Source organism: Pseudomonas sp. GW821-FHT02A11 (assembly GCF_059421985.1).
Genome location: NZ_JBWKWB010000008.1, coordinates 37,321 through 61,701, shown reverse-complemented (window position 1 = coordinate 61,701; position 24,381 = coordinate 37,321). Strand labels below are relative to the sequence as shown.

Genomic DNA, 24,381 nt, shown 5'->3' with positions numbered 1-24,381 from the left:
TTATTGCGGGTTGGCGCGTGTACTCGACAGCAAAGACTTGAGGTTGGCGGCCTTAGGCTTCACCAGCCAGAAGCGGCGCAGGTAGTCATCCAGGTTTTCCCAGAGATTACGGCCCCACTCGCTATCGGTTTCTGCAACGTATTCGGCGAGAACGCGCTCCAGGTGGCTGCGATAGGCTTCCATCGCTTCGCCGCTGATGCGCTGGATTTCAACCAGTTCGTGGTTGACCCGGTCGACGAAGGTGTTGTCCTGGTCGAGCACGTAGGCGAAACCGCCGGTCATGCCGGAACCGAAGTTGTAACCTGTCTTGCCCAAGACGCAGACAAAACCGCCGGTCATGTATTCGCAGCAGTGATCGCCGGTGCCTTCCACAACGGTGTGGGCACCCGAGTTACGCACAGCGAAACGCTCGCCGGCGGTCCCTGCAGCAAAAAGCTTGCCGCCGGTGGCGCCGTACAGGCAGGTGTTACCGACAATGGCGCTGTCCTGGGTTTTGAACGGGCTGCCTTTGGGCGGCACGATCACCAGCTTGCCGGCTGTCATGCCTTTGCCGACGTAGTCGTTGGCGTCGCCTTCCAGGTACATGTTCAGGCCGCCGGCGTTCCACACGCCAAAGCTCTGACCCGCCGTGCCCTTGAAGCGGAAAGTCACCGGGGCCTCTTTCATGCCCTGGTTGCCGTGAAGCTTGGCGATTTCGCCGGAAATACGCGCGCCGATGGAACGGTCGCAGTTGCAGATGTCGAGTTCGTACTCGCCACCGCTCTTGGACTCGATGGCCGACTTGGCCAGCTCGACCATTTTCTCGGCCAGCAAGCCCTTGTCGAACGGCGGGTTGCGGTCGACCAGACTGAACTGAGGCTTGTCGGCCGGGATGTGATCGCTGCCCAGCAATGGCGTCAGGTCAAGATGCTGCTGTTTGGCGGTCTCGCCCGGCAGGATGTCCAGCAGATCGGTACGGCCGATCAGCTCTTCCAGCGAGCGAACGCCCAGCTTGGCCAGCCACTCGCGGGTTTCTTCAGCCACATAGGTGAAGAAGTTGATCACCATGTCGACGGTGCCGATGTAGTGATCCTTGCGCAGCTTGTCGTTCTGAGTCGCAACGCCGGTGGCGCAGTTGTTCAGGTGGCAGATACGCAGGTATTTGCAGCCCAGCGCGATCATGGGCGCCGTACCGAAGCCGAAGCTCTCGGCGCCGAGAATCGCGGCCTTGATCACGTCCAGACCGGTTTTCAGACCACCGTCGGTCTGTACCCGGACCTTGCCGCGAAGATCGTTGCCGCGCAGGGTCTGGTGGGTTTCGGCCAGGCCGATTTCCCACGGAGCGCCCGCGTATTTGATCGACGACAGCGGCGATGCACCGGTGCCGCCGTCGTAGCCGGAAATGGTGATCAGGTCGGCGTACGCCTTGGCCACGCCGGCGGCGATGGTGCCGACGCCCGCTTCTGCCACCAGCTTGACCGAAACCAGTGCAGCCGGGTTGACCTGCTTGAGGTCGAAAATCAGCTGAGACAGGTCTTCGATCGAGTAGATATCGTGGTGCGGCGGAGGCGAAATCAGGGTCACGCCCGGCACCGCGTAACGCAGCTTGGCGATCAGACCGTTGACCTTGCCGCCTGGCAATTGACCACCCTCGCCCGGCTTGGCGCCTTGCGCGACTTTGATCTGCAACACGTCAGCGTTGACCAGGTACTCAGGCGTCACACCGAAACGACCGGTGGCGATCTGCTTGATCTTGGAGCTGCGGATGGTGCCGTAGCGCGCCGGGTCTTCACCGCCTTCGCCGGAGTTGGAACGTGCGCCCAGGCGGTTCATGGCCTCGGCCAGCGCTTCGTGAGCTTCCGGCGACAGCGCGCCCAGCGAGATACCCGCCGAGTCGAAACGCTTGAGGATCGCTTCCAGCGGCTCGATGTCGTCAATCGACAACGGCGTGTCGAGTTCCTTGACCTTGAACAGGTCGCGGATCATCGACACCGGACGGTTGTCCACCAGCGCGGTGTATTCCTTGAACTTGCTGTAGTCGCCCTGTTGCACAGCGGCTTGCAGGGTCGCGACCACGTCAGGGTTGTAGGCGTGGTATTCGCCGCCATAGACGAACTTCAGCAGGCCGCCTTGCTGGATCGGCTTGCGCGGGCTCCAGGCTTCGCCGGCCAGGGCTTTCTGCTCGGCTTCGATGTCGACGAAACGCGCACCCTTGATGCGGCTCGGCACGCCACGGAAGCTCAGATCGCAGACTTCTTCGGACAGGCCGATGGCCTCGAACAGCTGCGCACCGCGGTACGAACCGATGGTGGAGATGCCCATTTTCGACAGGATCTTGAGCAGGCCCTTGGTGATGCCTTTGCGATAATTCTTGAAGACTTCATACAGATCGCCCAGCACTTCGCCGGTGCGGATCAGGTCGCCCAGCACTTCGTAAGCCAGGAACGGATAGACCGCCGACGCACCAAAGCCGATCAGTACAGCGAAGTGATGCGGGTCACGGGCAGTCGCGGTTTCGACCAGAATGTTGCTGTCGCAGCGCAGGCCTTTCTCGGTCAGGCGGTGGTGCACGGCGCCGGTGGCCAGCGACGCGTGAATCGGCAGTTTGCCCGGCGCGATGTGGCGGTCGCTCAGCACGATCTGGGTGCGACCGGCACGCACGGCTTCTTCGGCCTGATCGACAACGTTGCGCAGCGCGGCTTCAAGGCCGGTGGCTTCGTCGTAGTTCAGGTCGATGATGGCGCGATCGAAACCTTCACGCTCCAGGTTCATCAGCGCGCGCCACTTGGCAGGCGAGATGACAGGGGAGCTGAGGATCACGCGCGAAGCGTGCTCAGGGGATTCCTGGAAGATGTTGCGCTCAGCACCGAGGCAGACTTCCAGCGACATGACGATGGCTTCACGCAGCGGGTCGATCGGCGGGTTGGTGACCTGCGCGAACTGCTGACGGAAGTAGTCGTAAGGCGTGCGCACACGCCGCGACAGCACGGCCATCGGCGTGTCGTCACCCATGGAGCCCACGGCTTCCTGACCTTGCTCGCCCAGCGGACGCAGCACCTGATCGCGCTCTTCGAACGTGACCTGGAACATCTTCATGTACTGCTTGAGCTGATCCGGGTTGTAGAACGCCGAACCGTGATCGTGATCTTCCAGCGTCGCCTGAATGCGCAGCGCATTCTTGCGCAGCCACTGCTTGTACGGATGGCGCGACTTCAGACGGCTGTCGATGGCGTCGGTATCGAGGATCTGACCGGTTTCGGTGTCCACGGCGAAGATCTGGCCCGGGCCTACGCGGCCCTTGGCGATGACGTCTTCAGGGGTGTAGTTCCACACGCCGATTTCCGACGCCAGGGTGATGTAGCCGTTCTTGGTGGTGACCCAGCGCGCCGGACGCAGACCGTTACGGTCGAGCAGGCAGACCGCGTGGCGACCTTCGGTCATCACGATACCGGCCGGGCCGTCCCACGGCTCCATGTGCATGGAGTTGAATTCGTAGAAGGCGCGCAGATCCGGGTCCATGGTCTCGACGTTCTGCCATGCAGGCGGAACGAGCATGCGCACGCCACGGAAGAGGTCGATGCCGCCGGTGACCATCAACTCCAGCATGTTGTCCATGCTCGAGGAGTCGGAGCCTACGCGGTTGACCAGCGGGCCCAACTCGTCCAGATCCATCAGATCATTGGTGAACTTGGTACGACGAGCTTGAGCCCAGTTGCGGTTACCGGTAATGGTGTTGATCTCGCCGTTGTGGGCGAGGAAGCGGAAAGGCTGAGCCAACGGCCATTTCGGCAGGGTGTTGGTGGAGAAGCGCTGGTGGAATACGCAGATCGCGGTCTGCAGGCGCTCGTCGCTGAGGTCTGGATAAAATGCCGTGAGGTCACGCGGCATCATCAGGCCTTTATAGATGATGGTCTTGTGCGAGAAGCTGCAGATGTAGTGGTCGCTGTCGGCCGCGTTGGCCACCGACGAACGGCGACGGGCACAGAACAGCTTGATGGCGAATTCCTGATCGCTCAGGCCTTCACCGCCGATGAACACCTGCTCGATCTTCGGCAGACGCTCCAGCGCCAGACGGCCCAGAACGCTGGTGTCGATCGGCACCTGGCGCCAGCCGATCAGGGTCAGGCCTTCGGCGAGGATTTCGCGATTCATGTTTTCGCGGGCCGCTTGGGCTTTGGCGTCGTCCTGGTTGAGGAACACCATGCCCACGCAGTACTGGCGCGGCAGCTCGACGCTGAAATGCTCTTTCGCGACAGCGCGCAGGAACGTGTCGGGTTTTTGCATCAACAGCCCGCAACCGTCACCGGTCTTGCCGTCGGCGTTGATCCCACCACGGTGGGTCATGCAGGTCAGGGCTTCAATAGCCGTCTGCAACAGGTGATGACTGGGCTCGCCTTGCATATGGGCGATCAGGCCGAAACCACAGTTATCCTTGAATTCTTCTGGATGGTACAGACCTGCTTTCATAGACACATTCTCACCAGGCTGCCTCTTAACGAGGCAAATTTCTTTTCAATTCAACCATTTACCGTCCACGCTGAACGTACGCCAGCTTTGCGGGAGCAAAAGGGAGGTCATTGTACACACCGACACAAAGCCTCACAAATTTAGCGACGAAACGCCGCAAATTTATGTCGCATTCATGAAAGGTTTTAAAGCGATTCTCGTGCTAGCCAAGAGCTTTTTTGCGAGTCTGACCAAAGAGAGCCCAAAGTTCAATGAGTGCCTGAGACGCAGACACCGCAAGGCGCGCTGCTCATTGGCAGCACGCTCGTGCGTTGAAATTGGGTAGCCAAGCGAGCGACCCGGATAAGGTCGCTGCGTCTTCAGCGGGCTGCGGCGAGTTCCTGTTGGATACTGCCGACAGTGCGAGGCCAAGGTTTACCAGCCTGAACCTTCGCTGGCAAGTTCTTGATAGCGGCGAGTGCTGCGTTGCGGTCGGCAAAACTGCCGTAGGTGACCACGTACAGCGGTTTGCCTTGCAGGGTTTTCTTGAAGTAACGGTACTCGGCGCCCTGCTCTTTCACGTAGCTCTGAGCGGTGGCTTCGGAGCTGGTGCCCAGGATCTGCACCACGAAGTGCGTCGGCGCTTGACCTGCATACCATCCGCCGCCAGCCGTGGCAGGCGCTGCGGGAGCAGGCTTGGCCGCAGGAGCCGGCGCGGGTTTGGCCGTGGCGACCTGAGTCGGCGCTGGCGCAGGTTTGGCGGCTGGCGCAGGAGCCGGTTTAGGCGCAGCTTGAGCAGGCGCCGGACGCGGCGTCGGCACTTGGGTCTGCGCCATTTGCGGAGCCGGACCCGCCGCAGCACCGGCAGGCGGCGCTGTGGTGGTGACAGTCGGCGGCTGCAGCGGCTGATTGGCAGCCGGGCCGCCATCCTCACCATCGCCTTCACCCGAACCTGCAGCTTCGGCCAGAGGACCGCGCATCACTGGCTGCGAGTTGCCGACCAACGGTAGCGGCATCGGCTGCGAGTTACCGGCGAATTCGATGGCCGGGCCACCGTTGTTCGACTGCTGAGCAGGCGCCTGGCCCTGACCCAGCGGCAGTTGCGCCTGAGAGTTGGCCGGTGCCGTCGGCGCCGTTCCGCGCCCCGGAATCAACACTGCCGCCAGCACGGCTGCAGCCACTACCCCACCCAAAGCCAACACGTGTTTCTTAGGCATTTTGAACCCCATACTTGGACGCTTGACCGCAGAGCGGCTGGCGATCATGGCTTCGATCATCGAGTCGCGCGCGACCTGGTTGATCGCGCCCGGCCATCCATTGGACTGTTCGTGAATATCGGTGATCTGCTCGGCACTGAATACCTCAATGCCTCGACCGGCGCCTTCCAGGCGCTGCGCCAGATACTCACGGGTTTCTTCTTCGGTGTACGGTGCCAGCTCGATGACGTGAAAGCGTTCTTCATCCGAACCGCTCTCGGCACACAGCTGATCCAGGCGGTCGATGATCGAAGCCTCGCCGAACAGGAAAACGTGCGGACGCCCTTCAGGCGTGCCTGCCGCCAATCCCAACAACGCTTCGAGTGCGGATTCGCCCAGTTGTTCGGCATCGTCCACCAACACGTAGACTTCCTGTCCGGTCAGGCCCAACTGCACGACCTGCGACAGGATGGACTGCATTTCCGGCTGAGCCACATTCAGCGCTTGCGCTACCTGACGCAGAACGCCAGACGCATCACCAGCGCCACGGGCCGACACCACAACGCTCTGCACCGACTGCTTGTTGGTGCTTGCGACCAACGCCTGGCGCAGCAGGGTCTTGCCGCTGCCGTGAGGCCCGGTGACCAGCAACAGCAACTGGCTGTAGCGGGCCAGATGGTGCAATTGCCCCAGTACTGGCTTGCGCTGGGCAGGGAAGAACTTGAAGCCCGGGACCCGCGTGGCAAAGGGGTCATGACTCAATTGATAGTGACCGAGAAAGGCCTCATCGGCGTGCAAACTAGTCATGGATTTATCATTAACCTCTAAGCTGATCCACCAAGGCGCGGTAGTCCGCAACCAATGTGGCCTGTAATACTTCTTTTGGGTATTCGTCAGTCACCACGGCTTCGCCCATGCGCCGCAGCAACACCAGACGCAGACGACCGTCGATCACCTTTTTGTCCACCGCCATGTGTTCGAGGAAATGCTCAGGCGTCATGTCCTCAGGCGGTACCACCGGCAAACCGGCCCGCTGAAACAGACGGATCCCACGATTTCGTTCATGTTCGCTGATCCAGCCCAGGCGCGCCGACATCTCCAGCGCCATGACCGTACCTGCAGCGACCGCTTCGCCATGCAACCAGACGCCATACCCCATGTGGGTCTCGATGGCGTGGCCGAAGGTGTGGCCCAGATTGAGCGTTGCGCGCACACCCGATTCGCGCTCATCGGCGCCCACCACAGCAGCCTTGGCCGCGCAGGAGCGCTCGATGGCGGTCGTCAGGGTGGCCTGATCCAGTCCACGAAGCTTGTCCACATTGTCTTCGAGCCATGTCAGGAATGGTTCGTCACAAATCAGACCGTATTTGATCACCTCGGCAAGGCCAGCCGACAGCTCGCGTTCAGGCAGGGTGTTTAGCGAGGTAGTGTCGATCAACACGGCCTGAGGCTGGTAGAACGCGCCTACCATGTTTTTGCCCAGCGGATGGTTGATGCCGGTCTTGCCGCCGACCGAGGAATCTACCTGCGAGAGCAGTGTGGTCGGGATCTGGATAAAGTCGACCCCACGCTGATAACAGGCGGCCGCAAAACCGGCCATGTCGCCGATCACGCCGCCACCCAAGGCAATCACGGTGGTACGACGGTCGTGACGAGCAGTCAGCAGGGCATCGAAAATGAGTTGCAGGGTTTCCCAGTTCTTGAACGCTTCGCCATCGGGCAGCACGATCGGCAGGACGTTGTAACCGGCCAGGGTCTTGGTCAGACGCTCGATGTACAGCGGCGCGACGGTGCTGTTGGAAACGATCGCAACCTGCTTGCCAGCGATATAAGGCTTGAGCAGTTCAGGCCGGTCCAACAGGCCTTCGCCAATATGGATCGGGTAGCTGCGCTCGCCGAGCTCGACCTTGAGTGTCTGCATGAGTCCCCACAGTGTTCTAACAATTGGATGCCTGTTCGGCGTAAAAGCGCCGATACGGACCACGGCGCAAGGCCATTTGGCGACCCTGCTTTTTATGGTCGCCGAGGATAGCGCATTTCCGCGTGTGCTTTAACGGGGAGGAAGCTCGGCCAACAGGGCAAGGATGTCAAGAACGACCATTCGAGGTGGCCGCTCATCGGTTTCGATGATGACATCGGCGATTTCGCGGTACAGCGGATCGCGAATGGCCAAGAGATCGCGCAGCACCCGCGCAGGGTCGGCGGTGCGCAACAGCGGCCGGTTGCGGTCGCGAGACGTGCGTCCGACCTGCTGCTCGACCGATGCATGCAGATAGACCACCCGCCCGCCCGCATGCAGCGCACGACGGTTTTCTTCGCGCATGACCGCGCCACCACCGGTTGCGAGTACCACGCCATCAAAGGCGCACAGCTCGGCAATCATGGCTTGTTCACGATCACGAAAACCCGCTTCACCTTCCTTGTCGAAAATCCACGGGATATTGGCGCCCGTTCGCAGTTCGATTTCCTTGTCGGAATCCTTGAACGGCAGTCGAAGCTCTTTGGCCAGCAGGCGGCCGATGGTGCTTTTGCCAGCCCCCATCGGCCCCACAAGTATTAAATTTCGCACAGAATCAACGACTCACAGCAATCGCCTGGTTGTTCATGATACGCGGAGTGAGGAACACCAGCAGCTCGGATTTCGATTCCGTGACCACATCCCGCCGGAAAAGGCGGCCAACATACGGCACATCGCCCAAATATGGCACCTTGTCGACGACTTTATTCTGCGTGTTGGAGAAAACGCCACCGATGACGATGGTCTCGCCGTCGGACACCAGCACCTTGGCGTTGACCTCGTTTTTCTTGATCGGCGGCACACCCAGCACGGTATTGACGTAGTCAGGTTCGTCCTTGGTGACCTTCACTTCCATGATGATGCGGTTATCCGGGGTGATCTGCGGGGTCACCTCCAGCGACAAAGACGCTTCCTTGAACGATACCGAGGTCGCACCGCTGGAGCTCGCTTCCTGATACGGCACTTCCGTACCTTTCAGGATTTTTGCGGTTTCCTTGTCGGAGGTGACGACCTTGGGCTGGGAGACGACTTCACCGTTACCGGTTTTCTCCATGGCGGTCAGTTCGAGGTCCAGGATGGTGTTGTTGGTCAGAAAGCCCAGACCGATCGAGGAGGTCGGATCGCTGACACCCATGTCCACGTACGGGCCATTGGTGTTGCCCGCGCCGGTGACCGTGCCGCTGCCGCCGGTGGTGAAGTTGCCTTTGGTGCTCGAGCCACCCCAACGCACACCCAGGGATTTGTCGTAGTCGACGTTGGCTTCGACGATGCGCGCCTCGATCATGACCTGACGCACCGGAATATCCAGCTGGGAGACGATACGTCGCAGCTCGTCCAGGCGATCCTGGGTCTGGTAGGCAATGATGTTGTTGGTGCGCTCATCCACCGTGATGGAGCCACGCTCCTGCTCCTTGGACTCGGCACTGGTCACCGACTGGAACAGCTTGGCGATGTCGGCAGCCTTGGCGTAGTTCACCTGCAGCAGCTCACGACGCAGCGGCGCCAGCTCGGAAATCTGCTTCAGCGATTCCAGCTCCTGACGCTCACGGGCAGCAATTTCGTCAGCCGGAGCAACCAGCAGCACGTTGCCGACCTTGCGTTTGTCCAGACCTTTGGTCTTGAGCACCAGATCCAGCGCCTGGTCCCACGGCACATTCTGCAGGCGCAAAGTGATGCCGCCCTGAACCGTATCACTGGCCACGAGGTTGAGGTTGGTGAAGTCGGCGATCAGCTGCAACACCGAGCGCACATCGATGTCCTGGAAGTTCAGCGACAGCTTCTCGCCGGTGTAGACCAGCTTGTCGGCATTGCGGCGCGCTACGTCTTCATTGGTCAGCGGACGCACGCTGATGGTCAGCTTGTTTTCGGCCTGGTAGGCCGAATAGTCGAACGCACCTGACGGTTCGATGGAAATGCTGGTCTTGTTGCCGCTGACGCTGGAATTGACGAACTGCACGGGGGTTGCGAAATCCTTCACGTCCAGGCGCACACGCAGCGGATCAGGCAGTTGGGTGTTGGCGAAATCGACACGAATCTTGCCGCCCTGCTCCTGAATGTCAGGGGCAATGCTTGGGTCGCTCAGTTCGATAACGACGTTGCCTTCGCCCAGTTCGCCGCGCTGAAAATCGACATTGCGCACCGACCGTGGCCCCGGCGCATACGAGCGAGGAGCAGGCTTGGGCTGTGCAGCGCTGGCCGTGGCAGGCGGCACGCTCACTCGCGGCGCGCCTTGTGCGGTGCTCGGTTGCGAACCCTGCGCTGCGGCGGCGCCCTGCCCCACGACCACGAACAGGTTATTGCCCTCGACCCGCGAGCTGTAAGGCGCAAGCGTGGTGAGGTTGATGATCACACGCGTGCGATCCTTGGCCTCGACCACCACGACACTGTGGGCGTTACCCGAGCCCAGATCCCGGCTCTTTACGCCCAACTGACTGGTGACGCCCGGCAAATCCAGTGCAATGCGCGCCGGCTGCTCGGTGGTGTAGCCGCGCGGGGCCGCCACGGGACCGTCAAAGGACAGCTTCAACTCGACCCGATCCCCCGGCAATGCGGCGACATCGAGCGTCTTGAGGTTGGCCGCCTGGAGAATCGGTGAAAGCATCGCCATCCATAGCGATACGCCGATAATCGAGAGAATCCTGGTCATGTTCACATTCCACCACTGTGCAGATTCGAAGGTGTTTCGCTTGCTGTTCGTCTTCATGAGCGTTCTTTCAGGGAAATGCTGCGCGGCCGCTCAAGCCAGGCTCCCTCTCCATCCGGCACGATTTCGATCACCTGCACCGCCGAGTCGGTGATGGAGACGATTCGGCCGTCGTTGCGACCCAGGTAGTCGCCGACCTTGACACGGTGCACCCCACCCGCCCCTCGCAACAGTGCGAAGGTACCGGTTTCGTTGCTCAACGTACCGACCATTTCGAAACCGTCGATGTTAAAGCCTTCCAGGAACTGCTTGACCCGGGTCGGATCGGGCTGAACCAGACGCGAACCCTTCTGACGGTTGACCAGATCGACCTTGATCGGCGGCTGGAATGGGCTGCGCAAACTGGCGGCCGCGTAAGTGAAGGCTTCGTACGGCCTGAACTTGGGCATTGGCTCGATGGCACCGACCGGGCGCGCACGTACCTGCGCCATGAATTGCTTCAGGTCGTCGTATTCGCCGGAGCCGTCACAACCGGCCAGCACCATCAGCGCGAAGCCGACGCACAACCAATGCACGGCCCTCATTTCGCCTGTCCTTTGTTGTCAGCGCCTTGCAGGCCCTTGTCGTTGTAGCGATAGGTCTTGGCGAGAATGCTCATGCGCAGTTTTCCAGGGGATTTGACATCCACCGGTTTGATTTCAAAATCATGCAACGTGACGATGCGCGGCAGGCTGGCCACGCCGCTGACGAAAGTCGCCAGGTCGTGATAGCCACCGGTGACGGTGATCTGAATCGGCAGCTCGATATAGAACTGCTGGGCCGTTTCCGGCAGCAGCTTGATCTCTTCAAACTCAAGACCACTGCCAAGCCCGGTACGGGTGATGTCTTCCAGCAGACCCGGCACTTCGGTATCACCGGGCAGCTGGCGCAGCAGCGCGCCGAAGGTGTTTTCCATCTCAACCATCTGCGCCTTGTAGGCCGGAAGGTTGGCGGCCTGAAAGGCCTTGGTGGAAAACTGCTCCTTCAGGGTGCTTTCGTCATTGCGCGCCTGATCCAGCTGCGTCTGTATGTCCTGAATGTAAAAAAAGTAACCAGCGGCCAGTACCAGCACCAGCAGCAAGGCGCCGACGATGGTCTTGACGGCCGCAGGCCAGGCACCGAGGTTGTTGATGTCCAGGTCGTTGATATCGATCTTGCGCAGGCTGTCGAACCATTCATTCACATTCATGGCTTGGCTCCTTTCACGACAGGATCCGCCGCAGGCTGCGTCTGACGCACTGTCAGCTGGAAGGAGTTGGACTGATCGGCAGAACCCGCCGCGCTGTTGGCCTTCACCTCAGTCAGGCTCGGCGCCTCCAGCCAGTCGGACGCTTCCAGATTGCGCAGCAAATCCGACACACGATTGTTCGACTCCGCAGACCCGGAGATGCTGATCAGGTTGTCCGTCATCTTCACTTCGCTGAAATACACACCATCGGGCAGCGTGCGCGCCAGTTGATCGAAAATCCGGCCAATGATCGGCCGGTTGCCTTGCAGGTCCTGAATGATCTTCATGCGTTCAAGCAGCTGCTTGCGGCGAGCCTTGAGCTCGCTGATTTCCTTGATACGCGCATCGAGCTGGACGATTTCGGTCTTGATGAACTGGTTGCGGGCGTTCTGATGACTGATTGCGCTGCTCAAGTATTGATCAGTCAGAAAAATCGCGCCGACCCCGACCACCAGCACGCCGACGAGAGACAGCAGAAAACGCTTCTTGCGCTCTTCGCGAAGCTGTTCACGCCAAGGGAGTAAGTTGATCCGTGCCATCAGTCGAAGCTCCTCAACGCCAGACCGCAGGCGATCATCAATGCAGGGGCATCACTGGCCAACGCACCGGCGTTGACCTTGGCACTCAGCGCCATGTCGGCAAAGGGGTTAGCGACCATGGTGGGCGTCCCGAGACGCTCCTGAATCAGGCGATCGAGCCCGGCAATGGACGCCGTCCCGCCCGCCAGCATGATGTAGTCGACCCGGTTGTACTGGCCGGCGGCAAAGAAGAACTGCAAGGAGCGGGAAACCTGCTGAACTACAGCGTCCTTGAATGGCTGCAGCACTTCGAGGGTATAGTCGTCGGGCAAGCCGCCCTGTTTTTTGGCCAGACCCGCTTCGTTCACCGACAGGCCGTAGCGGCGCTGGATTTCCTCGGTGAGCTGACGCCCGCCAAACAACTGCTCGCGGGTATAGATGATGCGACCGTTGTGCAACACGCTGAGGGTGGTCATGGTGGCGCCGATGTCGATCACGGCGACAGTCAGCTGTTCGTGGTCCTGGCCCAATTGAGCAGACAGCAGACCGAAAGAGCGCTCAAGCGCGTAGGCCTCGACGTCGACCACGCGGGCGGTCAGATTGGCCAGGGCCAGAGCGGCCTCGCGCACTTCGACGTTTTCCTTGCGACAGGCAGCCAGCAGCACTTCGACACGCTCAGGGTTGCGCACCGAGTAGCCTTGCACTTCGAAATCGATGGCGACTTCTTCCAAAGGATAGGGGATGTACTGGTCGGCTTCGATCTTGAGCTGGTTTTCCATCTCGTCGTCGGAAAGCCCGGCATCCATCTCTATGGTCTTGGTAATGACCGCCGACCCGGCCACGGCAACCGCCGCGATTTTGACGTTGGTCTTGGCTTTTACCAGCACGCGCGCCAATGCATTGCCAACGCCCTCAAGCTCAGCAATGTTCTTCTCCACCACCGCGTTCGCAGGCAGTGGCTCGACCGCATACGACTCGACCTTGTAGCGGGCACCGGAACGACTCAATTCAAGGAGTTTCACCGAGGTGGAGCTTATATCGATCCCTAGAAGGATATTGGCCTTCTTACTGAAGAGTTCGAACACAACCGATTCCCTATGCGTTTCCGTCACTTACGGATATTTTTTTGTCCAACACCACCGCCGACAGCCTTGACAGTAGCGCAAATAACGCTCGACGACGAAAAATGCTTATAATGCCCAGCGTTTTTTTCGTGTAGCAAAGCTTCAAGGCGTGTTCATTTGTAAATGCCTGCGCTTAACCCATTCTTTTTTCTGGAAATCCAAAAGCCTTGATACGCCTGCTGAAGTTTTTCTGGTGGTCCCTGGTCGCTGTTGTCTGCGGCCTGCTGCTCGGCCTGAGCGGCGCTTTCCTCTATCTCTCGCCGAATCTGCCTTCGGTCGACGCGTTGCGCAACATTCAACTGCAGATTCCGCTGCGCGTGTTCAGCAGTGATGGCAAGCTGATTGCCGAGTTCGGTGAAATGCGCCGATCTCCGATCCGCTTCGCCGATATTCCACCCAATTTCATCAGTGCGCTGCTGTCGGCCGAAGACGACAACTTCGCCAACCACTATGGCGTCGATCCCAGCAGCCTGATGCGCGCCGCCAGCCAGTTGGTCAAGAGCGGCCACATTCAGTCCGGTGGCTCGACCATCACCATGCAGGTCGCGAAAAACTACTTCCTGACCAGCGAGCGCAGCTTTTCGCGAAAAACCACCGAGATTCTTCTGGCCTTGCAAATCGAGCGCCAACTTACCAAAGACGAGATTCTCGAGCTCTACGTCAACAAGATCTACCTGGGCAACAGGGCTTATGGTATCGAGGCCGCAGCACAGGTTTATTACGGCAAATCCATTCGCGACGTCAGCGTCGCGCAAATGGCGATGATCGCCGGCCTGCCCAAGGCACCGTCACGATTCAACCCACTGGCCAACCCGGTGCGCGCAAAAGAGCGCCGCGACTGGATCCTGGGCCGCATGTACAAACTGGGCAAGATCGACCAGAACACCTATCAGACGGCCCTGGCCGAGCCGATCAACGCCAGCTATCACGTTCAGAGCCCTGAAGTGAACGCGCCGTACATCGCTGAAATGGCCCGCGCCGAAATGGTCGGCCGCTACGGCAGCGAAGCCTACACAGAAGGCTTCCGCGTCACCACTACTGTTCCAAGCAACCTGCAGGAAGACGCCAACAAGGCCGTTCAGGATGGCCTGATCGAATACGACCAGCGCCATGGCTATCGCGGACCGGAGAGCCGTTTTCCGGGCCTGACACGCGATGCCTGGGTGCAGGAACTGAGCAAACAGCGCCCGATCAGCGGTCTGGAGCCGGCGATCGTCAGCCAGATCGACAAGAACGGTATTCACGTCCTGACCCGCAATGGCGAGCAGGAAGAGACCGTTTCGTGGGACAGCATGAAGTGGGCCAAGGCATTCCTGAACATCAACAGTGTAGGGCCGAATCCCAAGCAGCCGGCGGACGTTGCCCATGTGGGTGATCTGGTACGCGTACAGCGCCAGCCTGACAACTCGCTCAAATTCAGCCAGATCCCGCAGGCGCAGAGCGCGCTGGTCTCGCTGGACCCGCATAACGGCGCGATCCGTGCGCTGGTGGGCGGTTTTGCATTCGAACAGAGCAACTACAACCGTGCCATGCAGGCCAAGCGCCAGCCGGGCTCGAGCTTCAAGCCGTTCCTTTATTCCGCCGCGCTGGACAACGGCTACACCGCTGCAAGCCTGGTAAACGACGCACCGATCGTGTTCGTCGACGAGGCAGTCGACAAGGTCTGGCGTCCGAAGAACGACACTGGCACCTTCCTCGGCCCGATCCGCCTGCGCGAAGCCTTGTACAAGTCGCGTAACCTGGTGTCGATCCGCCTGCTGCAAAGCCTGGGGGTCAACACGGCGATCAACTACATCACCCGCTTTGGCTTCAACAAGCAGGACCTGCCGCCTAACCTCTCGCTGGCGCTGGGTACCGCAACGTTGACACCGATGGAAATCGTCAGCGGTTGGAGCACCTTCGCCAACGGCGGCTACAAGGTCAGCCCGTACCTGATCGACAAGGTTGAAGACCGTGAAGGCAAGACGCTGTTCGTCGCCAACCCGCCGACCGTTCCGGCCAACGACACAAACCCGAAAGCCGTCAACGAAGCATTGGTCAGCAACGCGACAACGTACGCAGCACCCGAAACCCCAGCACTGACCGCCAATACCGTACCGAACGCGCTCGATGCCAACGGCGCACCGCCAGCTCCGGCTGTCGCTCCGCGCATCGTTGACGGTCGCACCACTTATATCCTCAACAGCATGTTGCAGGACGTGATCAAGCGCGGCACGGGCCGACGCGCTTTGTCGATGAACCGCCCGGACATCGCAGGCAAGACCGGTACCACCAACGACTCGAAAGACGCCTGGTTCTCCGGCTACAACGGCGACTACGTGACCACGGTCTGGACCGGCTTCGACCAGCCAGAGAGCCTGGGTCGTCATGAATTCGGCGGCACGGTCGCGCTGCCGATCTGGATGAATTACATGAGCGCCGCGCTCAAGGACAAGCCGCCACACGTGCAGGCTGAGCCTGATGGCATCCTGAGCCTGCGCATCGACCCGATCAGCGGCCGCTCTGCCACGCCGAGCACGGCAGGTGCATTCTTTGAGCTGTTCAAGAGCGAAGACACGCCGCCAAGCGTGAACGAGCTCAACGGCAGTCCGGCCCCCGGCAGCCCGCTGCCAGCGGACGAATCGGCGCCGATCGATCTGTTTTAACAGCAGCCGCAAGTTTCAAGCTGCAAGCCACAAGTAGAAGCAACTCCGCGGACGCTTTGACTTGCAGCTTGATGCTTATAGCTCAAAGCTGCCCCACAAAAAAAACCGGCCTCTGAGGGCCGGTTTTTTGTGGGGCAGCGACTGCTTTTAGCCGTTAAAGACCTGATCCACGTTGGTCAGCGGGTAATGCTTCGGATACGGCAGGGTTGCCACACCACTTTCGATCGCAGCCTTGGCCACGGCATCGGAAACGACGGTCAAGAGGCGAACGTCCAGTGGTTTCGGAATGATGTACTCACGACCGAATTCCAGCTGGATGCCACCGTAGGCGTCAGACACTTCCTTGGGAACCGGCAGCTTGGCCAGTTCACGCAGGGCGTTGGCAGCAGCGATCTTCATCTCTTCGTTGATGCGTTTGGCGCGAACGTCCAGAGCACCACGGAAGATGAACGGGAAGCCCAGCACGTTGTTGACCTGGTTCGGGTAGTCCGAACGGCCGGTGGCCATGATTACGTCGCTGCGAGTGGCGTGAGCCAGCTCAGGGGAGATTTCCGGATCAGGGTTCGAGCACGCGAACACGATCGGGTTGGCCGCCATGGACTTCAGGCCTTCAGCGCTCAGCAGGTTCGGGCCGGAAAGACCCACGAACACGTCAGCACCATTCAGGGCGTCAGCCAGGGTGCGCTTGTCGGTCGCGTGAGCGAACTGCGCCTTGTACTGGTTCAGATCGGAGCGCTCGGAGTGCACGACGCCGTTACGGTCGATCATGAAGATGTTTTCGATCTTCGCGCCCATGCTCACCAGCAACTTCATGCAAGAGATGGCCGCGGCACCGGCGCCCAGGCAGACGATCTTCGCCTGCTCCAGGGTTTTGCCAGCAATTTCCAGTGCGTTGATCATGCCGGCGGCGGTGACGATCGCGGTGCCGTGCTGGTCATCGTGGAATACCGGGATGTCGCACTGTTCGATCAGCGCCTTTTCGATCTCGAAGCACTCAGGTGCCTTGATGTCTTCCAGGTTGATGCCGCCGAAGGTAATGGAAATGCGCTTGACGGTGTCGATGAAGGCCTGAGGGCTTTCCGAGTCGACTTCGATGTCGAATACGTCGATACCGGCGAAACGCTTGAACAGGACACCTTTACCTTCCATCACAGGCTTGGAAGCCAGAGGACCAAGGTTGCCAAGGCCCAGGATCGCGGTGCCATCGGAGATGACCGCGACCAGGTTGCCCTTGCCGGTGTACTTATAAGCCAACTCTGGATCACGGCCGATTTCACGCACCGGCTCTGCGACGCCAGGGCTGTAAGCCAGCGACAGATCGCGAGCGGTCGCGGTGGCTTTGGTGAGTTCGACGCTCAGTTTCCCAGGGCGAGGATTGGCGTGATATTCGAGAGCGGCAGTTTTCAAATCTGACATGGGGGCATTCCGCTTTTTTGCTGTTGGACAGACGGACGAACGAGCATACGCAAGTCAGAAAGTCCTAACAAGACTGCCGAGTCACCTGTGTCAAGGGGCCGCATCTACGACTTTCAGCGTAGAGCCGCAATATACAAGGCCTGCACTGCAAACAATCGACGCATAATATTGTTCACAATCGGTTATTTATTTTGTATTCAACATCGCAGGGTGGGTGATCGGCATCATCCATCGCGCCTGACCGGGCTTCAAACCACCGCGGCGAGAACGATCAACGACCCAACCCCGAGCTTCGACCTGCCGACTTTTCAGACGCTGCAACGCAGCGCTGTCAAATTGCTTTACTAGCTGAGGCGCAATGCGCAGCACCAGCGCGTCATCGAATTCAATCCACACCCCACCGCCGTTACGCTGCACATCACTGACGCGGCTCGATACCACGGCAAAGCCGCCAGCGTTGATTTGATCAGGGGATTGCACTGGAGAATTGCGCCAAACGCCCAACCCTGCCTGACGGGCCGTGTTCTCGGCGGCCTGCTGACAGTCGACCAGCGCCACATTGGGCGAAACCGCAACCAGATAGCCCAAGCCTTCTGCCAGCAGTTGCGCCTCTAGATTGGCACCATCGCGACCATAGACGTTGGCCAGCGTACGCCCGTAATGGTCGGCAGTCTGCTCACCGATCCGCAGGCTGACTTGGCCGTCGCTTTCATCGACCAGCGCTTGCAAACGACGCTTGGCGGCTTCGGCGAAGGGTTGAGCGGACTGCCCCTTTTTGCCAGTTTCCGGCGCGTTGAGGCCGATCATCCGCACGCTGCGCCCATCGCTCAGGCGCAAGGTGTCGCCGTCCACCACCCGTTGAACCTGCGCTATGGGCAGAGAAGCCGGCGCTGGGCACAGAGCATTGGCTGTGGAGAGCCAAATCGCAGACACAAAAAAGGCGCCCACGAGGGACGCCTTCTTGAGCAGCCTGGAAAAGCTCGGGGAGCGCTCCAGAAAAACCACTCTTACTTCGCTTTGGTTGCGCCGAACGCACCGAAACGCGACTTGAACTTGTCGACACGGCCGCCAACGTCCAGAGTCTTTTGCTTACCGGTGTAGAACGGGTGGCACTCGTTGCACACGTCCAGGCTCAGCGGCTTGGCCAGGTTGGAACGGGTGTGGATGACGTTGCCGCAGCTGCAGGTTGCAACGACGTCTTCGTAAACTGGATGGATATTTGCTTTCATGGGTATTTCCTCGGGCTATCGTGCCGCCACCCAACACTATTGTTGAATACCGCACGGAATTAGGCCGCGCATATTAACAGACATGGCAAATCACGCAAGGGAACGTTTACGCCGGTCGTCTGCTAAGATCGCGCCCTGGTCATACTCCGTAACAGGAAATCCCCCGCGTGCCCGACGCCATCCTGCGCCTCGCCCTGCCCTCGCCGCTGCGCCGTCTGTTCGATTACCGCATTCCCGCCGGTGTCGCCCGCGAAGCCTTGCAGCCCGGCATGCGCCTGCGAGTACCATTCGGCCGCCGGGAGATGATCGGCGTGCTGGTGGAGGTCGCCGACCACAGCGACGTGCCCGCCGACAAGCTCAAGCCTGCCATTGCCCTGCTCGACCTCGAGGCGCCGCTGCCGCCTGCGCTGTTCAAGTTGTGCCTGTGGACCGCGCAGTATTATCAGCACAGCCTCGGCGACACGCTGAGCTGGGCGCTGCCTGTGCTGTTGCGCCAAGGAGAGCCCGCCGAGGCCCGCCAGGAACGTTTCTGGCAGATCGCCCCTGGCGCCAGCGTCGACGACCCGCGCATCGCTCGCGCACCGAAACAGAAAGAAGCCCTTCAGACCCTCGCACAGCATCCTCACGGCGTCGCCCACCAGCTTTTGAGCAAGCTGAACCTGAACCGCGACAGCCTCAACCTGTTGCTGGCCAAGGAACTGGTAACCGTCGAGGTGCGCGGCCACGCGCCGATGGAGCGTCATGAGCACTGGCTGGCTCAGCCGGAATTGCCGCTCAATGCCGAACAGCGCGCCGCCTGCGAGGCCGTTCGCTCAGGGTTTGGCAGTTTCCACGCTTCGCTGCTCGCGGGGGTGACCGGCAGCGGCAAGACCGAGGTCTATCTGCAACTGATCCGCGAAACGCTGGAGGCTGGCAAACAGGCGCTGGTGCTGATTCCGGAAATCAACCTCGGCCCGCAGACCCTGGCCCGTTTCGAGCAGCGCTTCAATGCGCGCATCGCCCTGCTGCACTCGGCCGTCAATGATCGAGATCGACTGGACGCGTGGCTGGCCGCGCGAGATGGCGAGGCAGACATCATCATCGGCACCCGTTCAGCGTTGTTCACCCCGATGAAAAATCCGGGGCTGATCATCATCGACGAGGAACACGATGGCTCCTATAAACAGCAGGAAGGTCTGCGTTACCACGCACGGGACCTGGCACTGGTACGCGCTCGACAGGAAGACATCCCGATCGTGCTGGGCTCGGCCACACCTTCGCTAGAGAGCTTGCACAACGCCTACACCGGGCGGTATGCCCTCCTACGCCTGAATCAGCGAGCGGGCGGCGCCCAACAACCGCGCTTCCTGCGTCTTGATGTCAAAAGCCGCCCGCTGGATAGCGGCATTTCCGGCCCCATGCAGCAGGCCATCGGCCAGACGCTCGCCGCTGGACAGCAAGTGCTGGTCTTCCTCAACCGACGCGGATTTGCCCCGACGCTGCTCTGTCACGATTGCGGCTGGCTGTCGGAGTGCAATCGCTGCGACGCGCGCATGACCGTGCACCAACGCTACGGCGAGTTGCGCTGCCACCACTGCGGCCACGTCGAGCGCGTGCCGCGCAATTGCCCGAGCTGCGGCAAAGTGGACCTGCGCCCCGTGGGTGCGGGGACCGAGCGCGCCGAAGAGCGGCTGGCGATTTTGTTTCCGGATTACCCGGTGTTGCGTGTCGATCGCGACAGCACCTCGCGCAAGGACGCGATGAATCAGCTGTTCGCCACCATCCAGAAAGGCCACCCGTGCATTCTGGTCGGGACACAGATGCTCGCCAAAGGGCACCACTTCCCTCGTGTGACGCTGGTGTCGATCCTCGATGCCGACGGCGGGTTGTTCTCCGGTGACTTCCGCGCCAGCGAACGCATGGCGCAACTGATCGTGCAGGTGGCAGGGCGTGCGGGCCGCGCTGAAGAACCTGGCAAGGTGATCATCCAGACGCACCTGGCCGAACACCCGCTGCTGATTCAGCTGACCGAGCAAGGCTACTTCGCCTTTGCCGAGCAGGCCTTGAGCGAGCGCCGCGCTGCGGGCCTGCCACCTTTCTCGCACTTGGCGTTGTTGCGCGCCGAAGCCCACAAGCCAGGACAGGCCGAGGGCTTTCTCGACGAAGCCTGTACGAATGCCGAGCATTTGTTGAAGGAAATGTCGCTGGGTGGAATTGAACTGTTAGGACCCGTTCCCGCTCCGATGGAACGCCGGGCGGGCCGATACCGCGCCCAGTTGCTGCTGCAGGCCAACGCCCGCGCGTCTTTGCACAGGTTGCTGGCAAGCTGGCTGCTGGTCCTGGAAAGCCTGCCCAGCGGGCGCGCGGTCAGATGGTCGCTGGATGTGGATCCGGTGGATTTGTATTAGTCCGGCCAATGCCAATCCCCTGTAGGAAGCTTCTGGAGGTTACGACAGTGGCGAAGGCGGTGGGTCAGCTACAGATGTATTGTCTGACCCACCGCTTTCGCGACCGTCGTAACCTCCGACTGCTCCTACTGGGTTTGCGTGTAATCAGTCATTGCGCGATACACATCAGGCATGAAGATTCACAACCGCACATCCAACGCGGTTGGCAAGGCGGCTTCGGCAACGGATAATGCCCAGTTTTTCCACCCGCGCATCGAAGCGCTGCCGCGCTTGCGGTCGAAAGAGAGCCACATGAAAGACACCATTCGCCAGCTGATCCAACAAGCTCTGAGCCAACTCGTCACCGAAGGCGTATTGCCGCAAGGGCTGACGCCGGCGATCCAGGTGGAAAACGCCAAGGACAAGAAAAACGGCGACTTCGCCAGCAACATCGCCATGATGCTGGCCAAGCCTGCGGGCATGAAGCCGCGCGACCTGGCCGAGAAGATCGTCGCCGCGCTGCCTGCCGACGAGCAGATCAGCAAGGTCGACATCGCCGGTCCCGGCTTCCTCAACTTCTTCCAGAACACCCAAGCCCTGGCGTCGCGCCTCGACGAGGCCCTGGCCGACGCCACCCTCTCGGTGCGCAAGAACGGCCCAGCGCAGCGCGTGGTGGTCGACCTGTCCGCGCCGAACCTGGCCAAAGAGATGCATGTCGGCCACCTGCGCTCGACCATCATCGGTGACGGCGTGGCCAACGTGCTGGAATTCCTTGGCGACACCGTCATTCGTCAGAACCATGTGGGCGACTGGGGCACCCAGTTCGGCATGCTGCTGGCCTATTTGCAGGAAACCCCGGCCACCAGCGACGAGCTCTCGGACCTGGAAAACTTCTACCGCGCTGCCAAAGGCCGCTTCGACGAGTCCGAGGAGTTTGCCGAGCGCGCACGGGGCCTGGTGGTCAAGTTGCAAGCGGGCGATCCTGAGTGTCTGACGCTGTGGACCCGCTTCAAGGACATCTCCCTGTCGCACTGTCAGGAAGTGTACGAGCGCCTGAACGTCAAACTGACGCCCAAAGATGTCATGGGCGAAAGTGCCTACAACGACGATCTGGCCAACGTGGTCAGCGATCTGAAAAAGGCCGGCCTGCTGGTGGAGAGCAAGGGCGCGCAGTGCGTGTTCCTCGATGAATTCAAGAATGCCGACGGCGAGCCGCTGCCGGTGATCGTGCAGAAGGCCGGTGGTGGTTATCTCTATGCCACCACTGACCTCGCCGCCGTGCGCTATCGCAGCAACGTGTTGAAAGCCGATCGCGCGCTGTATTTCGTCGATCAGCGTCAGGCCCTGCACTTCCAGCAAGTGTTCGAAGTGGCCCGTCGCGCCGGTTTCGTCACCAACGGCATGCAGATGGAGCACATGGGCTTCGGCACCATGAACGGCGCCGATGGCCGCCCGTTCAAGACCCGCGATGGCGGCACCGTGAAGCTGGTCGACCTGCTCGACGAAGCACAAGAGCGCGCTTACGTGCTGGTCAAAGAGAAGAATCCGGACGTCGCCGAAGATGAGCTGCGCAGCATCGCCAAGGCCGTGGGCATCAGTGCGGTGAAATACGCCGACCTGTCCAAGCACCGCGCCAGCGACTACAGCTTCAACTTCGATCAGATGCTGAGCTTCGAAGGCAACACCGCGCCTTATCTGCTGTACGCCTACACCCGCGTTTCCGGCGTGTTCCGCAAGCTGGGCGAGGCCTTTGACGAGCGTAAAGGCCAGATCATCCTTCAAGCCCCTCAAGAGCAGGACTTGGCCGCGCGTCTGGCGCAATTCGGCGAAACCGTGAACAACGTCGCCGAAAAAGGCACGCCCCACGTGCTGTGCGCCTATCTATACGACCTGGCCGGGCTGTTCTCCAGTTTCTACGAGAACTGCCCGATCCTGAACGCAGAAAACCCCGAGCAACAGCAAAGCCGTCTGCGCCTCGCGCACCTGACCGGCCGCACCCTCAAGCAAGGCCTGCAACTGTTGGGTCTGGAAACTCTGGAGCGTATGTAACTTGGCAGTCAAAAAGAAACCTGCTCCCAAGCGCGGTGCCAGCCGGTACGAGGCGCCCGCAAAGAAGCCGATCCCGGGATGGCTGTGGCTGGCGATCGGCCTGTCGGTCGGCGCCTTCATCGTTTTTCTGATGAAGCTGGAGCCCGGCGGCGGCGACGACATCAAGCGCACCAAGGCCGAGGCAAAGGCCGCCAAGATCGCCGAAGCGAACAAGACACCGCCAAGCCCGACAGCGCCGGTCAAGCCCAAGTACGACTTCTACACGCTGCTGCCTGAGTCGGAAGTGATCGTGCCCAACGAGGCGGTGCCTGAGAAGACCCCGCCCTCCGTGGCTGCGCCGACCACGCCGGTCACCCCAGAGGTGGCCGCGAAGATCGACACCGCACGAGCCCAGGCAGCCCTCAGCGGCCTGACACCACCGCCAGCGCCCCCGGTGGCGAAACCTGCGCCGGTGACGACGTTCTTCCTGCAGGCGGGTTCGTTCCGCAAACAGGCCGACGCTGACAAGGTACGTGCGCAGATCATTCTGTTGGGTCAGGCGGCGACGGTTGAATCCGGTACGGTAAAGGACGAAACGTGGTACCGCGTGCTGGTCGGGCCGTTCAGCAATCGTGAACAACTGACGACCGCGCAGAAGCAGCTCGCGGGTGGCGGGTTCAGTAATCTTCTGTTGCAACAACGTCAGAGCCGATAACAGTCTGCGTATACCAATGTAGGAGCGCGCTTGCCCGCGAATGCGGTGTGTCATAAACGAATATGCCGTCTGACACGACGCCATCGCGGGCAAGCGCGCTCCTACAGGAAGATGCGGCATCCTGCGATTGCCAACAGCTGCCATTCATCCCCCAACCCCTTCGGCAGTTGAAATACCCGCCCCCACCCCCATATGAGTTTCCATCAGGGCATTTTCGCCCCACAGCGTGGAGATTCTCCCCTTGACCACCATCGTTTCAGTACGCCGCCAAGGCAAAGTCGTCATGGCGGGTGACGGCCAGGTTTCCTTGGGCAACACCGTCATGAAAGGCAACGCGAAGAAAGTCCGTCGCCTGTATCACGGCCAGGTCATCGCCGGTTTCGCAGGTGCCACCGCTGACGCCTTCACCCTGTTCGAACGTTTCGAAGCCCAGCTGGAAAAACACCAGGGCCACCTGGTGCGCGCCGCTGTCGAGCTGGCCAAAGACTGGCGTACCGATCGTTCCCTGAGCCGTCTTGAGGCCATGCTCGCCGTCGCCAACAAGGACGCTTCCCTGATCATCACCGGCAACGGTGACGTCGTAGAGCCCGAAGACGGCCTGATCGCCATGGGCTCCGGCGGTGCGTTCGCCCAGGCCGCTGCTCGCGCCCTGCTGCTGAAAACTGAACTGTCGGCTCGGGAAATCGCCGAAACCGCACTGCACATCGCCGGCGACATCTGCGTGTTCACCAACCACAACATCACCATTGAGGAGCAGGACCTCGCCGAATAAGCCTGACAGGAGCCGCAAG

At 60.7% G+C, this 24,381-nt stretch carries 17 protein-coding genes; 5 read left to right on the top strand and 12 right to left on the bottom strand.

Annotation, left to right across the window (positions count from 1 at the left end; all coding sequences use genetic code 11):
* The 9 genes from gltB to AC07V9_RS13990 all read right to left on the bottom strand — a co-directional run bounded on the left by gltB (position 1) and on the right by AC07V9_RS13990 (position 13,152).
* Positions 1–4,446, bottom strand: coding sequence for a glutamate synthase large subunit (gene gltB / locus AC07V9_RS14030; protein ID WP_495016306.1), 4,446 nt, complete (start codon positions 4,444–4,446; stop codon positions 1–3).
* Positions 4,447–4,805: 359 nt separating this feature from the next.
* On the bottom strand, positions 4,806–6,428 hold the full coding sequence (locus AC07V9_RS14025) for an SPOR domain-containing protein (RefSeq protein ID WP_495016305.1): 1,623 nt from the start codon (positions 6,426–6,428) through the stop codon (positions 4,806–4,808).
* Positions 6,429–6,438: 10 nt separating this feature from the next.
* Positions 6,439–7,542, bottom strand: a complete 1,104-nt coding sequence (gene aroB / locus AC07V9_RS14020; RefSeq protein WP_495016304.1) for a 3-dehydroquinate synthase — start codon at positions 7,540–7,542, stop codon at positions 6,439–6,441.
* Between the two features lie 129 nt (positions 7,543–7,671).
* Positions 7,672–8,190: a shikimate kinase AroK gene (aroK, locus tag AC07V9_RS14015; RefSeq protein ID WP_495016303.1), complete on the bottom strand. Its 519-nt coding sequence runs from the start codon at positions 8,188–8,190 to the stop codon at positions 7,672–7,674.
* Between the two features lie 4 nt (positions 8,191–8,194).
* Positions 8,195–10,285 (bottom strand): type IV pilus secretin PilQ, encoded by a 2,091-nt coding sequence (locus AC07V9_RS14010; protein WP_495016302.1) that lies wholly within the window; start codon positions 10,283–10,285, stop codon positions 8,195–8,197.
* Between the two features lie 53 nt (positions 10,286–10,338).
* On the bottom strand, positions 10,339–10,866 hold the full coding sequence (gene pilP / locus AC07V9_RS14005) for a type 4a pilus biogenesis lipoprotein PilP (protein ID WP_495016301.1): 528 nt from the start codon (positions 10,864–10,866) through the stop codon (positions 10,339–10,341).
* Complete coding sequence (pilO, locus tag AC07V9_RS14000; RefSeq protein WP_495016300.1) at positions 10,863–11,510, bottom strand: type 4a pilus biogenesis protein PilO; 648 nt, start codon at positions 11,508–11,510, stop codon at positions 10,863–10,865. The genes pilP and pilO overlap by 4 nt, the downstream gene beginning before the upstream one ends.
* Positions 11,507–12,088, bottom strand: a complete 582-nt coding sequence (locus tag AC07V9_RS13995) for a PilN domain-containing protein (RefSeq protein WP_495016299.1) — start codon at positions 12,086–12,088, stop codon at positions 11,507–11,509. The genes pilO and AC07V9_RS13995 overlap by 4 nt, the downstream gene beginning before the upstream one ends.
* On the bottom strand, positions 12,088–13,152 hold the full coding sequence (locus AC07V9_RS13990) for a pilus assembly protein PilM (RefSeq protein WP_495016298.1): 1,065 nt from the start codon (positions 13,150–13,152) through the stop codon (positions 12,088–12,090). The genes AC07V9_RS13995 and AC07V9_RS13990 overlap by 1 nt, the downstream gene beginning before the upstream one ends.
* A gap of 209 nt (positions 13,153–13,361) precedes the next feature.
* On the opposite strand from AC07V9_RS13990, the gene AC07V9_RS13985 reads away from it, so the two are divergent.
* Positions 13,362–15,836: a penicillin-binding protein 1A gene (locus AC07V9_RS13985; protein WP_495016441.1), complete on the top strand. Its 2,475-nt coding sequence runs from the start codon at positions 13,362–13,364 to the stop codon at positions 15,834–15,836.
* A 147-nt stretch (positions 15,837–15,983) separates the two neighbouring features.
* On the opposite strand, the gene AC07V9_RS13980 is transcribed toward AC07V9_RS13985, so the two are convergent.
* The 3 genes from AC07V9_RS13980 to rpmE form a co-directional block, all read right to left on the bottom strand.
* Positions 15,984–17,252, bottom strand: coding sequence for a malic enzyme-like NAD(P)-binding protein (locus AC07V9_RS13980; protein WP_495016297.1), 1,269 nt, complete (start codon positions 17,250–17,252; stop codon positions 15,984–15,986).
* A 186-nt stretch (positions 17,253–17,438) separates the two neighbouring features.
* Positions 17,439–18,248, bottom strand: coding sequence for a thermonuclease family protein (locus AC07V9_RS13975; RefSeq protein ID WP_495016440.1), 810 nt, complete (start codon positions 18,246–18,248; stop codon positions 17,439–17,441).
* An 11-nt stretch (positions 18,249–18,259) separates the two neighbouring features.
* Complete coding sequence (gene rpmE, locus AC07V9_RS13970) at positions 18,260–18,481, bottom strand: 50S ribosomal protein L31 (RefSeq protein WP_495016296.1); 222 nt, start codon at positions 18,479–18,481, stop codon at positions 18,260–18,262.
* Positions 18,482–18,648: 167 nt separating this feature from the next.
* Between rpmE and AC07V9_RS13965 the strand changes: the two genes are divergently transcribed.
* The 4 genes from AC07V9_RS13965 (at position 18,649) to hslV (ending at position 24,362) form a co-directional block, all read left to right on the top strand.
* Positions 18,649–20,868: a primosomal protein N' gene (locus tag AC07V9_RS13965; RefSeq protein WP_495016295.1), complete on the top strand. Its 2,220-nt coding sequence runs from the start codon at positions 18,649–18,651 to the stop codon at positions 20,866–20,868.
* A 291-nt stretch (positions 20,869–21,159) separates the two neighbouring features.
* On the top strand, positions 21,160–22,896 hold the full coding sequence (argS, locus tag AC07V9_RS13960) for an arginine--tRNA ligase (protein ID WP_495016294.1): 1,737 nt from the start codon (positions 21,160–21,162) through the stop codon (positions 22,894–22,896).
* Position 22,897: 1 nt separating this feature from the next.
* Positions 22,898–23,590, top strand: coding sequence for an SPOR domain-containing protein (locus AC07V9_RS13955; RefSeq protein ID WP_495016293.1), 693 nt, complete (start codon positions 22,898–22,900; stop codon positions 23,588–23,590).
* 241 nt (positions 23,591–23,831) lie between these two features.
* Positions 23,832–24,362, top strand: a complete 531-nt coding sequence (gene hslV, locus AC07V9_RS13950) for an ATP-dependent protease subunit HslV (RefSeq protein WP_037016051.1) — start codon at positions 23,832–23,834, stop codon at positions 24,360–24,362.
* The last annotated feature ends 19 nt before the right edge of the window (positions 24,363–24,381 follow it).

Coding starts and splice junctions, on each gene's coding strand:
- gltB (WP_495016306.1), bottom strand. CDS start 4,446: ATGAAAGCAGGTCTGTACCATCCAGAAGAATTCAAGGATAACTGTGGT.
- AC07V9_RS13995 (WP_495016299.1), bottom strand. CDS start 12,088: ATGGCACGGATCAACTTACTCCCTTGGCGTGAACAGCTTCGCGAAGAG.
- pilP (WP_495016301.1), bottom strand. CDS start 10,866: ATGAGGGCCGTGCATTGGTTGTGCGTCGGCTTCGCGCTGATGGTGCTG.
- rpmE (WP_495016296.1), bottom strand. CDS start 18,481: ATGAAAGCAAATATCCATCCAGTTTACGAAGACGTCGTTGCAACCTGC.
- argS (WP_495016294.1), top strand. CDS start 21,160: ATGAAAGACACCATTCGCCAGCTGATCCAACAAGCTCTGAGCCAACTC.
- aroB (WP_495016304.1), bottom strand. CDS start 7,542: ATGCAGACACTCAAGGTCGAGCTCGGCGAGCGCAGCTACCCGATCCAT.
- AC07V9_RS14025 (WP_495016305.1), bottom strand. CDS start 6,428: ATGACTAGTTTGCACGCCGATGAGGCCTTTCTCGGTCACTATCAATTG.
- AC07V9_RS13980 (WP_495016297.1), bottom strand. CDS start 17,252: ATGTCAGATTTGAAAACTGCCGCTCTCGAATATCACGCCAATCCTCGC.
- AC07V9_RS14010 (WP_495016302.1), bottom strand. CDS start 10,285: ATGACCAGGATTCTCTCGATTATCGGCGTATCGCTATGGATGGCGATG.
- pilO (WP_495016300.1), bottom strand. CDS start 11,510: ATGAATGTGAATGAATGGTTCGACAGCCTGCGCAAGATCGATATCAAC.